This is a genomic window from Streptomyces sp. NPDC054841, assembly GCF_053611045.1.
On sequence record NZ_JBSGZO010000254.1, the window covers coordinates 1 to 12258 of the forward strand.

Annotated in this window: 9 protein-coding genes and 3 pseudogenes; 10 read left to right on the forward strand and 2 right to left on the reverse strand. The window is 69.4% G+C overall.

Annotated elements, in window-relative coordinates:
- Positions 1 to 117: 117 nt before the first annotated feature.
- Positions 118 to 753 (reverse strand): annotated as a pseudogene (locus tag ACWGI8_RS27875) (AMP-binding protein); the annotation flags it as partial.
- A gap of 122 nt (positions 754 to 875) precedes the next feature.
- Here ACWGI8_RS27875 and ACWGI8_RS27880 point away from each other — a divergent pair.
- The 4 genes from ACWGI8_RS27880 to ACWGI8_RS27895 all read left to right on the forward strand — a co-directional run bounded on the left by ACWGI8_RS27880 (position 876) and on the right by ACWGI8_RS27895 (position 5490).
- Positions 876 to 1493: a TetR/AcrR family transcriptional regulator gene (locus tag ACWGI8_RS27880; protein WP_453664974.1), complete on the forward strand. Its 618-nt coding sequence runs from the start codon at positions 876 to 878 to the stop codon at positions 1491 to 1493.
- Between the two features lie 24 nt (positions 1494 to 1517).
- Entirely contained in the window at positions 1518 to 3269 is a 1752-nt protein-coding gene (locus ACWGI8_RS27885; RefSeq protein ID WP_453664976.1) for an acyl-CoA dehydrogenase family protein, read from the forward strand.
- A gap of 770 nt (positions 3270 to 4039) precedes the next feature.
- Positions 4040 to 5176: a serpin family protein gene (locus ACWGI8_RS27890; protein WP_453664978.1), complete on the forward strand. Its 1137-nt coding sequence runs from the start codon at positions 4040 to 4042 to the stop codon at positions 5174 to 5176.
- 137 nt (positions 5177 to 5313) lie between these two features.
- Complete coding sequence (locus tag ACWGI8_RS27895; RefSeq protein WP_453664979.1) at positions 5314 to 5490, forward strand: hypothetical protein; 177 nt, start codon at positions 5314 to 5316, stop codon at positions 5488 to 5490.
- 496 nt (positions 5491 to 5986) lie between these two features.
- On the opposite strand, the gene ACWGI8_RS27900 is transcribed toward ACWGI8_RS27895, so the two are convergent.
- Positions 5987 to 7357, reverse strand: a complete 1371-nt coding sequence (locus tag ACWGI8_RS27900) for an FAD-binding oxidoreductase (RefSeq protein WP_453664981.1) — start codon at positions 7355 to 7357, stop codon at positions 5987 to 5989.
- Between the two features lie 157 nt (positions 7358 to 7514).
- On the opposite strand from ACWGI8_RS27900, the gene ACWGI8_RS27905 reads away from it, so the two are divergent.
- The 6 genes and pseudogenes from ACWGI8_RS27905 to ACWGI8_RS27930 form a co-directional block, all read left to right on the forward strand.
- On the forward strand, positions 7515 to 8213 hold the full coding sequence (locus ACWGI8_RS27905) for a winged helix-turn-helix transcriptional regulator (RefSeq protein ID WP_453664983.1): 699 nt from the start codon (positions 7515 to 7517) through the stop codon (positions 8211 to 8213).
- A 118-nt stretch (positions 8214 to 8331) separates the two neighbouring features.
- Positions 8332 to 8498 (forward strand): annotated as a pseudogene (locus ACWGI8_RS27910) (transposase); the annotation flags it as partial.
- Between the two features lie 311 nt (positions 8499 to 8809).
- Positions 8810 to 9916, forward strand: a complete 1107-nt coding sequence (locus ACWGI8_RS27915) for a hypothetical protein (RefSeq protein WP_453664988.1) — start codon at positions 8810 to 8812, stop codon at positions 9914 to 9916.
- Between the two features lie 169 nt (positions 9917 to 10085).
- A protein-coding gene (locus ACWGI8_RS27920) for an IS5 family transposase (RefSeq protein WP_453664985.1) occupies positions 10086 to 10846 on the forward strand; the annotation gives its coding sequence in 2 pieces (ribosomal slippage) (positions 10086 to 10374 and positions 10374 to 10846; 762 coding nt in all).
- Positions 10847 to 10869: 23 nt separating this feature from the next.
- Complete coding sequence (locus tag ACWGI8_RS27925) at positions 10870 to 11382, forward strand: N-acetyltransferase family protein (RefSeq protein ID WP_453664987.1); 513 nt, start codon at positions 10870 to 10872, stop codon at positions 11380 to 11382.
- Positions 11383 to 11635: 253 nt separating this feature from the next.
- Positions 11636 to 12134 (forward strand): annotated as a pseudogene (locus ACWGI8_RS27930) (transposase); the annotation flags it as partial.
- Positions 12135 to 12258 lie beyond the last annotated feature (124 nt).

Sequence of the window (12258 nt, forward strand, 5' to 3'; positions counted from 1 at the left end):
TGCATTGAGAGGTGCCCGCCGGGTTCGGGAAGCGGTCCGGGGAAACGGGCTGGCCGAAAGGCCGGAACCGCGCCCCGGGCCGACTTTCACCGACCGGCCACAGAGACGCAACACCGGGGTGGCCCGCTCCTTCTGGATGATCTCCAGCATGGTGCGCGGCTCGCACTCGCGCTGGAGCACCACCGTACCGCCCATGAACATGGTGCCCATGGCCCAGTTGTTCAGTGGTGAGGCGTGCCAGATCGACATACAGATCAGGAAGCGGTCGTCGCGGCGCAGTGGGATGGTCATCGACGTGTAGGTGGCGGCCAGCGCGATGCCGCGGTGGGTGTGCACGCAGCCCTTCGGCCGGCCGGAAGTGCCGGAGGTGTAGAGGATCTGGCCGATGTCGCAGTCCGGAGCGGGGGCGCCGGACCATTCCTCGGCCCGCTCGAGCAGGGCTTCGAACGACGCCGAGGTCTCGCCGCCCAGTGCTTCGAGCGACTCCGACGTCCCCTCGCCCAGCGCTTCGTCCGGCCGGCTGATCAGCCATCGCACGTTCGGCGCGGCCTCGGTTGCGCGAGCCCCGATGGCCTCGTCCACAAGGGCCACCCGGGCGTCGCAATGGTGCAGCAGCTGCTCGACCTCGACGGTCTGGAGGTTGTGGTTGATGGGCACGAGGGTGGCTCCGGCATGCCAGGCACCGAAGGCGGCGAGAAGGAATGCGGGGGTGTTGTACGTCATGACCGCGAGCCGGTCGCCCGGGCGCAGTCCGGGGGGTGCGGGGGTGCGGGGGTGCGGGGGTGCGGGGGTGCGGGGGTCCGGAGGGTCCGGGGGTTGCGGTCAGGGCGCGCGGAGGCTGGTGCGAAGTTCTGAATGGTGGTTCACTTGTTTGCATGGCCTACCGCAAGACGCCCGCAGTGCAGGATCGCCTGGCCGCCGCCAGGGAGCATCTGGTCGAACAGGCCACTGCCGTGGTCGCCGACGTGGGCTGGGCCAATGCCTCCGTCACCGCGGTCGCCGCCGCGGCCGGGATCTCGGTCGGCTCGGTCTACCAGCACTTCGCCTCCAAGGGGGCGCTGGCCGTGGAGGTCTTCCGCCGCGCGTCCGGGCGGGAGGTCGAGGTGCTCAGGGACGTACTCCGCGAGGGCAGCGGTGACCCGGTCGAGCGGCTCGCGCTCGGAGTCGACGTGTTCGCGCGCCGCGCCATGGAGTCCCGTGGCCTGGCCTACGCATTGCTCGCAGCCCCGGCCGAGCCGGCGGTGGGCCAGGAGCGGCTGCGGTTCCGGCGCCGGTACCGCGAAGTGTTCGCGGAGGTGATCCGCGAGGGCATCGGCGCCGGGCTGCTCCCCGACCAGGACCCCGAGGTCACAGCCGCTGCACTGACCGGCGCCATCGGCGAGGTGCTGGTGGACCCGCTGTCGGCTCCCGCCGAGGGCGCCGCCGCCGACCACCTGATCACCGAACTGGTGGCGATGTCCCTGCGCTGCGCGGGCGCCACGCCCGCCGACTGAACTCCTACGACTCCAAGGACTCCGATGACCGCAACCGCAGACGTGACCGCCACGGCGGACGTGACCGCAAAAGCAGACGCAGCCGCAAGCGCAAGCGCAGACGGGACCGCAGCCGCGGACGCCGCACCGCGCAGCAACCCCAGCGCGCGCACGCATGACGTGACCAACCAGGCCCCGCCGCTGGTCGGCCACGACGTCGCCGACGACCCCGTGCTGCTGGAGGGAGTGCGGCGCGAGGGCGCCGAGTGGTACGTCGACGACCTGCACCGCGTCGGCCGCCTGGCCGGATCGGAGGAGGTCCAGCGCTGGGCCGAGGAGGCCAACCGCCACGAGCCGGAGCTGCGCACCCACGACCGATACGGCAACCGGATCGACGAGGTGGACTTTCACCCCTCCTACCACGCGCTGATGGACGTGGCCATCCGCGAGGGGCTCGGCGGCGCGCCCTGGGCCGACGACAGGCCTGGCGTACACGTGGCGCGCGCGGCGGGCTTCATGGTGTGGAGCTCGGCCGAACAGGGCCACGGTTGCCCCGTGTCCATGACCTACGCGGTCGTCCCCGCCCTGCGCTCCGCACCGGAACTGGCGGCGGCGTACGAGCCGTTGCTGACCAGCCGCGTGTACGACCCAGGTCTGCGCGCGCCCGCGAGCAAGCGCGGACTGCTCGCAGGCATGGGCATGACGGAGAAGCAGGGCGGCACCGATGTACGCGCCAACACCACCACCGCCACCGAACACCAGGACGGCACCTGGCGGCTGCGCGGCCACAAGTGGTTCACCAGCGCCCCGATGAACGACCTGTTCCTGGTCCTGGCGCAGGCCCCGGGCGGGCTGTCCTGCTTCCTGGTGCCCCGGGTGCTCCCGGACGGCAGCCGCAACACGTTCCGTATCCAGCGGCTCAAGGACAAGCTCGGCAACCGCAGCAACGCCAGCAGCGAGCCCGAGTTCGACGACACCGTCGCCTGGCTGGTCGGCCCGGAGGGGCACGGGGTGCGGACCATCATCGACATGGTCACGATGACCCGCCTCGACTGCATCCTGGGCTCCGCGGCCGGCATCCGCACCGCACTGGCGCAGGCCGCCCACCATGTCCGCCACCGCTCCGTGTTCGGCGCCAAGCTGATCGACCAGCCGCTGATGCGCAACGTGATCGCCGACCTGGCGCTCGAATCCGAAGCGGCGACCACCCTCGCCCTCCGGGTCGCGGGAGCGGCCGACCGGGCGCAGCGCGGCGATGCGCAGGAGCGGGCGTTCCTGAGGCTGGCCACGGCGGTCGGCAAGTACTGGGTGTGCAAGAGGCAGCCCACAGCGGTCGCCGAAGCCCTGGAGTGCCTCGGCGGCAACGGCTATGACGAGGCGTCGGGTATGCCCCGGCTGTACCGCGAGGCCCCGCTCAACGGCATCTGGGAGGGCTCGGGCAATGTCAACGCGCTCGATGTCCTGCGCGCCCTGACCCGTGAACCCGACTCGCTGGACGCCTTCCGTGCCGAGATCGAAGCCGCTGCCGGCGCGGACTCCCGGCTGGACGACGCCTGGCGGCAGCTGAGGGGCGAACTGACGCTCACCGACGACGCGGCACTTCGCTCCCGCCGCCTGGTCGAACGCATGGCTCTGGTGCTGCAGGGCTCCCTGCTCGTGCGCCACGCCCCGGCTCCGGTGGCCGATGCCTTCTGCACCTCACGGCTCGCCGGCGACCGCGGGCTGGCCTTCGGCACGCTCCCTGCGGGCACCGACCTGTCCGGCGTCATCGCCCGGCTCCCGGGCGCCGTCGGCTGAGTGCCCTTCCTGTGGCCCCGGTCCTCTGCGCAGTCCCTCGCGCGCAGGGCCGTAACCCGGGTGCGATCACCGCATCAGGGATGCGGCGGCTACCGGCCCCCAACAGGCCGGTAGGCGGCAGTGCGGCCGTCCGCCACGACGGAGTGTTCCTTCGCACGCGCGTATCCGGGGTTCGGGGACGGCGTGTTCACGTACTGCCAGGGGCACGGGCTCGGCGGGCGGCTGTCGCAAGACCGGCTCGCAAGCCAGAGGCCCGCGAGCACCGTCGAGGCCTCCGGGACTCCCTGCCGGAGTGAGCGACTCAAGACCCGTCGGTGGCGGATATGCGCTGGTGCGTATGCGCAGGCCGCAACTGCGGGTGAGGTCAGCGGGGTTCTCGGTGGCCGTCGACGCCCAGGGGCGTGGGAGCCAGGGGCCGGCCGTCGTCGGGGGAGGAGCCGCTGCACGGCCGAGGCGGGCAGGCTCAGCACCGGCCCGATACGGGCCGGTCCCGCCTTGTGGCCCGTTTGACGTCAACCGGATCGAGATGCTCAAGCGTCAGATGTTCCGCTGTGCCGGCTGCTTACGCAAGCGGTACGCACCCCGATTTGAAGCGACCGGTCCGCGGACGCGCACGGCGCCGGCTGTGCCTCGCAGGCACAGCACTAGGGTCTGTTGCGAAGCACGGTGCGAACGGGGGCGGAGTGCGCGTAACGAATCCGATCATTCAGGCAGTTGACCAGACGGTCCACGCGGTCAACGGACTGACGGCACGCTGGGCGGAGACGGCAGTGAGCGGCACGGTTCTCTCCGCCGCCGGAGTGTGGCCGCTGCTCGCCTTCCTTGCCGACGGCGCGAGCAACTCGACGCGAGACCAGTTGGCGGAGGTTGTCGGACTGCCCGCGGAGCAGGCTGCACACGCGGCACGCCAGTTCCTCGTCGCACTCGACGGACTCCGCGGAGTGGACGCGGCACTGGGCCTGTGGACCAGCCGGAAGCTGAAGGTACGCAATGAATGGGCCGCGGGGCTGCCGCCACACGCCCACCGAAACCTGACCGGGTGGCTCAGGTCCGATCAGAAGGCGCTCGACGCATGGGCGGCCGAGCGGACCGGCGGGCAGATCAATCAGATGCCGGTCGCCCTGAGCAGGGACACCGAGTTGGTGCTGGCGAGCGCGCTCGTCCTGGAGACGGAGTGGATACGACCCTTCACTGCCGACTTTGCCTGCCCCCGATCGGGCCCGTGGGAAGGCCGGGAGCTTGCCGGACTGCACCGAACCACCTCACTGCTCGATCGCGTCGGCGTGGCGGACACCCCTGCCGGCCAGGTCACCGACCTCAGAGTGGTGGGCACCTCTGGCATTGACGTGCATCTGCTCCTCGGTGAGGCGGGCATGTCCGCGGGCCAGGTACTGAAGGCGGGCGTCGACATCCTTGCCGGGCGGCACCAGATCGTGCCGGGCGACCAACTCCCTTACGGAACGGCTGGGCCTGGCGTGACCGTGCGCGAGGTGCGCCACTTCCGCCCCGCCCCGCCGAAGCTCCATGTCAACACCGTTGCCTTCGACATCTTTGCCGAGCACGACCTGATGGACCACGCCGACCTCTTCGGACTGCGCTCGGCGACCGACCGGTCCGCAGGGCACTTCCCCGGCATCAGCGACCGACCGACGGCGATCAGCTCCGCCAAACAGGCTGCGATCGCCGCCTTCACCGACAAGGGCTTCAAAGCCGCAGTGGTGACCGCACTGGAGGCGGCGGCAGGCAGCGCCCGGCTTCCTGAGGAGAAGTACGTCACCACCGAGGTGTACGCGACCTTCCATCGCCCCTTCGGCTTCCTCGCCGTGCACCGCCTTTCCCATCTCGTCCTGGCTGCTGGCTGGGTCACGGATCCGCAGCCGTACCGTGAGGAGAGACTTTCCTGGTAGCCGGAAAGCAGCCCCGAGCCTGTGTACGGATCGTGGGCACTTGATAGCCGCACCGTCACCGAGCCTCACCACAGCCGCAGCCCAGCGATCACCGGACCGGGCGGAACAGTCGTTCAGGAGAAACGAAACAACTCTTCATGCCTGGTCAGGCACCGCGGTCGTTCGCCTCGCTCGCCGGCTGTTTCATCAGCCGGATCTCGCTCGAAGCCTTCAACATGGACGACTCCCTGGAGATCGTGACCATCTACACGGCAATGAGCGACGACGAAGCAGAACAGATCAGGACGCCGAGCGGACCGGGCCAGATCCGCTGACGAGCCGGATCGAGGTTGACTTCTCCATTCCATTGGGAAGCCCCTCAGCGGTTGGATTGGCCCGGCTGAGCGTCGCGGTTGGCCCGCAGGACAGCGGTCCTCACTCACCTGCGGGCTTCGGGAGATGCGGTCCGTCCTGATCCTGCTTGTCCTGCGCTGACCCTGGTTCTGATCACGGGGGCAGCGACGCGCCACTTGTGCACTGCCGCTCATTTCGCTGCGTGGTCCGGGACCACTGCTCCACGGATGGCGAGGTCTTCGGCGCCGTGGATGCTTGATGCCGCCCCGTGGTCCGGGATGGCGCCCGGTCGGCGGCCCGGGCGCCGCGCCACAGCCCGGTTCGGGGCCGGACAACTGCCCACGGGTGACCGGTACGGCCTCCCATCGGGCGGGGTGGACTGCTGCGCATGGACGCGGCTGACGAGGTACGCAGGCTCATCGAGGAAGCGCAGTGCCTCCGTGCCCAGGAAGACCCCGAGCGCGCCTTCGGGCGCTCTCAACCGGGGCGGATGTTCTTGTTGTGGTGGAAGACGTTGTCGGGGTCGTACTTGGCCTTGACCTCGGCGAGCCGCCGGTAGATGTGATCGCCGTAGGCCTCTCGAACGCGGCTGGTGTCGTCGTCGGAATCAAGGAAGTTGACGTAGACGCCGACAGCGCGGTGAGGTTGGAGAGCCTGGAGGAACCGCCGCGCCCAAGCGGTCTCGGCAGCAGCGTGGTCGCCGGACTCGCCAGGGAGCCACACGCCGTCGATGATGATGTTGTGGGTCAGGTCGCGACCGGCGTAGGCGGTGGCGTCGTGGGGGACTCGGGCGACGGCGCCACCCATGTGGAACACCGCCGAGTACGACCGGGGCGAGCCGGCGGCGTAGGCGTGATCGGCGATGACGGCGATGGCGTCGTCGGAGAGACCGGCGAGGTTCGTGGACTTCCAGTAGTAGTGCCACCCGTGGAGGACGGTGTCGTCGAGGGCGCACTGGTGGGCGACGTACGGGGTGGGTGCGATCAGGTCCACGAGCGGCGCCCCGAGCCGGCGGAGGGCCCGCACCGCACGCTCGCCGTCTTCGACGGCGCCGGCGTAGCAGCAGGCGACGGCGATGGCAGGCCGCCAGTGCAGGTCCTCAGGGATGATCGGCAGCGGGGGGACGGTGCCGAGCCTGACCACGCTGCCGAGCTCGTCAGCCGCTGCGGCAGCGAAGCCCCGGTAGAAGCGCAGCACCTCGATGGTGTCGTCGGCCGCCCAGAAGACGGGGCCGGCCATCACGGTCGGGCCGACGGGGTGCAGAGCGAACGTGAACGAGGTGACGACACCGAAGTTGCCCCCGCCACCTCGCAGCGCCCAGAACAGATCGGGGTGTTCGTCGGCGGACGCCCGGACGATGCAGCCCTCGGGGGTGACCACCTCGGCGGCCAGAAGGTTGTCGACGGTGAGCCCGTGTTTGCGCATGAGGAAGCCGATGCCACCGCCGAGGGTGAGCCCGGCGACACCGGTGTGGCCCACGATGCCGCCGGTGGTCGCCAGACCGTGGGCCTGCGTCTCGTGGTCGACGTCGCCCCACAACGCACCACCCTGCACCCGAGCCGTGCGGCCTACGGGGTCGACCCACACGGCCCGCAGCGCCGAGAGGTCGATGACGATCCCGTCGTCGCACACCGCGGTGCCGGCCACGTTGTGGCCCCCGCCCCGTACGGCGATCTCCAGGTCGTGGTTGCGGGCGAAGCACACGGCCGCGGCCACGTCGGCCGTTCCGCTGCATCGGGCGATCAGCCGGGGGCGCCGGTCGACGGCCCCGTTCCACACGGCTCGGGCGGTGTCGTAGTCGGCGTGGTCAGCGGTGATCAGCTGGCCCCGGAACCCGTCGATCTCCATCGCGGATGCCTCCTCGCTCAGGTGGCCCACTTGCTCGCTGGTCGGTAGCGTCCTCGGTCCTCCCCTCTCGACGGTCCCATCGCACCACCGTGGACCGCGGCCGTGAAGTCAACAATCTGGACTTCACAGCCGAAGGCGGGGGTGTGACACTGGCGTCGTGCGGACGTACGGCCAGTACTGCCCCATCGCTCGTGGCGCCGAGATCTTCGCCGAGCGCTGGACGCCACTGATCATCCGCAACCTGTACCTGGGCTGCGGAAGCTTCGGTGAGATCCTGGAGGGCGCGCCCGGCCTCTCCCGCACCCTGCTGTCGCAGCGGCTCAGGCAACTGGAACGGCTCGCCATCGTCGAGTCGGCACCCAAGCCCGACGGACGCGGGCGCCACTACCAGCTCACGCCCGCGGGTCACGACCTCTTCACAGTCTGCGTGTCGCTTGGCGAGTGGGGTGCCCGCTGGCTCGAGATCGCCCCCGAGCACCTCGATCCCTTTGTGGCTCTGTGGTCGATGTGCAACGCGCTCCGCCGAGACCGCCTCCCGGACCGACGCGTCGTCATCCGCTTCGAGTTCACCGGCAGCCGGCGCCGCGAGCGGTTCTGGCTGCTGATCGAGCACGGAGACACCGAGATCTGCAAGACGTACCCCGGCCTCGACGAGGACCTCTACATCACGGCGGAAGCGGAAGCCTTTGTGAAATGGCACGCAGGCCGGCTCACCTGGGTCGAAGCCACCCGCGACCGCCGCATCCAACTCCATGGTCCCTCGTGGCTCGTACGAGCCTTCCCCACCTGGAACGCCCGGAGCACCTTTGCCCACATCAAGCCGGTCTCCCGAACTGTGGCGGGCTCGGCAGCCTGACATCTTCGACGCACCCTCCCAGGGGTCCCAGCAGCACTCGCCAAAAGCAACGGAGGAGCTTCTGACCTGCGGCTATGCGACATGCGCCAGCGGCTCGACCTGCTGCTGTCACCGTGTCCGGTGGGCCGCGGACGAGGTCCGCGACGACGTCCAGGCATACGTCGCCGAACGGCTCGGTGAGGATGACGGTGTCCTGATCACCGATGAGACAGGTTTCCTGAAAAGGGCACCACCTCGGCCGGGGTGCAGGGGCAGTACTCCGGGACCCCGGGAGGCACCGAGAACCACGTCTTGCTCAGCCCAGCCGAATCGGTGCCCGAGGTGCGAAGAGAGGCCCTGCCTCTCGCGGAAGGCGTCGGCGTGCTGCTGGAGCGGTGGCATGCCGAGACTGACCTGACGGTGCGGCTGCCCGTGCTGCTCGCGCTCGGAACCGCCGCGGCCGGCTCGGGCGAAGCCGGGGCGGTGGAGCGGGTGCGAGGGGTCGTGACGGAGGTGCTGCGGACCGGTAATCCCGTCATGCGGGTCGCGGCCGTCCACGCCTGGGCCGCGTTCGACCCCCGGGCGCCGGTCCGTGAGCTGGACGGCTGGTCGAGATCTTGTCCGACCCGGCCGTACGTCCGCAGTTCGAGGCGCTCTGGTACGTGCCGGACGTCGACGGTCCCCTCACCCGCGAGGACGTTCTCTCCTGGACGGCCTGCCTGTTCAAGGACGCGCCGCAGACGGCACTGTCCTTCGTCGTCCGGCTCGTCGACGCCGCGCGCCGGACCGGGGACACCCTGCTGTGCCGGGCCGCGCTGGACGAGGGGTGGCGGCTGCTGGTGGTGATGCCGTCTGCGGCATCCGCGCTGCTGCCGCGCGCGGGCGCACTGCTCGCCGACCCGGACGACGGCGTACGGTACCGGGCGGCCCACCTGCTCGCGGCGCTGGGTGCACGGGCGGCTCCGTACGCCGACGAGCTCGCCGCGCTCCTCGGCGACTTGGGCGAGGACGAGTTTCTCAAGGGCACTGTGGGCGACCACGCCCGCTGGGCGCTGACCCGCACGGGTGACCGGCGCGCCCTGCCGGAGCTGGTCGAGCGGCTGTACGCGCCATACCGGGACCAGTACGGGCGCGGATACTGCCTGGGTGACCCGCATCTGCCGGAGGTCGAGGACGTGCTGGCCCCACTGCGAGCCCACGCGGAGGTCCTGTTGCCAGCCGTTCGGCAACTGCTCCGTGAGGACGGTAAGGGCGGCGCGCTGACCTGCCCCCTCGGCGGCGACCGCGACGCGGCGCTGCGGTTGATCGGCGGGGCAGTGCTGGCGGAGGAACATGCGTCCTATGCCGTCCACCTCCCGGGTGACTTCGGCCCGGCGGCCGCGCCCTACGCGGACCGGGTACGGCAGCTCATGGAGCACGGCGACGCCTGGCTGCGGCCGTGGGCGGCGGTTGCGTTCTGGCCGATCACGGGTGAACCGGGGCCGTGCGTGCCGGTTTTGGAGGAGTACCTCCTTCCCGTCGCCGAAGGCGGGGACACCTACGGGAGTTTGCTCTACGCGCTGCGGGCCCTTGCCCGGATCGTCACTGTTTCCCTGGTGGCGCGGGCGGCCCTGCGTACGGTGCGGGGATTCGACCAGCGGCTGTCGACGTACCGTGACTACCGGGCGATCCTCCAGGACGAAACGATCCGGTCCGCGATCGACGCCGTTCTTGCCTTGTTGTGAGGGTTGGTTTGTGGGTGTGCTGGAGGTGGGGCTGGTGTTCGTGTGTTGTTGTTGTGTGTGTGGGGGGCTTGTTGTGTGTGGCTGCTTTGGAAGATGTCTTGATTGGTGATCGTTCGTTGTTCCGGATATGGGGATAGTCGAGCGTTTGGTACCGGACGGGCTGTGGTAGCTGTTCCAGACGGTGGCGCCCGAGCCACCGGTACGGCCTCAGGGCGGGGGCCGGCGTCGCGCCGACGACCGCGCTGTACTTGCCGCGATCTTGTTCGTGGCGACCTCGGGCTGCACCTGGCGGCAGCTGCCGCCGGTCTTCGGTGCATCCTGGCAGACGGTGCATCGCCGCTTCACCGACTGGACGGCCGCGCGGGTGTGGGCCAAACTCCACCGTGTCGTCCTGGACCAGCTCGGTGCTGAAGGCGATCTGGACTGGTCGCGGTGCGCGATCGACTCGGTCAGCGTCCTGCCCTCAAAGGGGGGCATCTGACGGGACCGAATCCGACCGATCGCGGCAAGAAGGGATCGAAGATCCACCTGCTGACCGACCGGAACGGCCTGCCGCTCTCTGCCTGGGTCTCCGGCGCGAACACCCACGACAGCCAGGGACTTGAACCCCTCGTGCGAGGGATACCGCCGATCCGTTCCCGCCGTGGACCGCGTCGCCGCAGGCCGGCCAAGCTGCACGCGGACAAAGGCTACGACTACGACCACCTGCGCAGATGGCTCCGTTCCCGGAACATCGCACCCCGCATCGCCCGCAAAGTCATCGAGTCCTCCCAGCGGCTGGGTCGGCACCGGTGGGTAGTCGAGCGCACCGTGACCTGGCTGAACGGCTTCCGTCGCCTGCACCGCCGCTACGAGCATCGCGCTGACCACTTCCTCGCCTTCGTCGGCATCGCCTGCGCAATGATCGGCTATCGCAACCTGACACGATGAGACAGATTCGAAAGGGAAAGGGAATGCCAGGCGTGCGCCAGGCTCTCGTCTCCGACCACCGCACGATCGTGGAGTGCGTGCAGGAGTGGTGGCATGACTCACGCACCCCTGACCAGGCCCGCGAGTTGTCCTTGCTGCTGCCGAAGCTGTTCTTGCAGTTCTTCTCCAGCACCAGCCTGGTGCTGGAGGATGACACCGGGATCAAAGCGTTCCTGGTCGGCTTCCACTCCGCCGACAACGAGGATGAGGCGTACATCCACTTCGTGGGGGTAGACCCGAGGCTACGTGGACAAGGCGTGGCCCGCAGGCTTTACACGGCGTTCCTTCAACGCGCCGCCGAGGCAGGCCGCGAGGAAGTGCGTGCGATCACCTCGCCCGCAAACACCGGGTCCATCGCGTTTCACCGGGCCATGGGCTTTGACCTCGAAGAGGGCGATCGTGAGATCGATGGCCTGCCCGTGCACAGCGACTACGACGGCCCTGGGCAGGACCGCGTGTGCTTCTACAAGAAGATCGCACCCCGCGCAAAGACGTGACTTGAGACCGGCACCGCTGCTGACTGCTGTGACCGCCACTTGGCCAACTGAGACGACTTCTTAGGGGTGGGGAGCGGGTTTCTAGTTGCTGTTTGGTGTGTATGCGGGGTGGTTTTGTGGGTGTGGTTGGTGGGTGGTTTGTTGTTTTGGTGGTGGTGGCGTTGTGTGGTGGGGTGTTAGTTGTTGCCGCCGTTGCCGCCGTTGGCGCTTTGGTTGCAGATTCCGGCGCAGATTCCGCCGTTGCCGCCGGTTCCGCCGTGGCCGTACACCGGTTGTGCGGGTCGGCGGCGGTTCCTGCGGACGGGTCTCGATCGCCGCTTTGACCTGTGACGAACCCGGACGCAGATCCCGGCTGGTCTGCGGGCCCCGCCCAGGCGGCGGGCGGCGCGGCGGACGCGAGAGTTTCTCCTGGCGTGACTTTCGCGACCTGCGTGTCGCCGTGCATCAGTAACTTGGCGGTCTGATCGTCTTCGTGTGGGACGACCTCAGCGTCCACAGGGCCACAGGCCTGAGGGCGTTCGCCGCTTCATGGGGCTGGCTGACCGTCTACTGCCTGCCGCCCTGCGCATCCGGCCTCAACCCCGTCGAAGGCGTCTGGTCCCTGCTGCGGCGCGGCTGGCTGTTCAACGTCGCCCTTCACCGCCCCCGGGCACCTCATCCGGCGCATTCGGCGGGGCTTACGCCACATCCAGTACGGCAGCGACCTCATGGACGGCTGCCTCACCGAAACCGGCCTGTCCATCAATCCCTGAGCCAGGACGGCATCACGAATTCAACCTCAGTAGGGGGCCCGGGCGGCCGGTTGGTTGGTGGGCTGCCCGGGCCCCCTTGTGGTGGCGGGGGTGGGTGTCTGTTTGGTTGTGGTGTTCGGTTTGT

Coding starts and splice junctions, on each gene's coding strand:
- ACWGI8_RS27880 (WP_453664974.1), top strand. CDS start 876: ATGGCCTACCGCAAGACGCCCGCAGTGCAGGATCGCCTGGCCGCCGCC.
- ACWGI8_RS27885 (WP_453664976.1), top strand. CDS start 1,518: ATGACCGCAACCGCAGACGTGACCGCCACGGCGGACGTGACCGCAAAA.
- ACWGI8_RS27895 (WP_453664979.1), top strand. CDS start 5,314: ATGCCTGGTCAGGCACCGCGGTCGTTCGCCTCGCTCGCCGGCTGTTTC.
- ACWGI8_RS27900 (WP_453664981.1), bottom strand. CDS start 7,357: ATGGAGATCGACGGGTTCCGGGGCCAGCTGATCACCGCTGACCACGCC.
- ACWGI8_RS27925 (WP_453664987.1), top strand. CDS start 10,870: ATGCCAGGCGTGCGCCAGGCTCTCGTCTCCGACCACCGCACGATCGTG.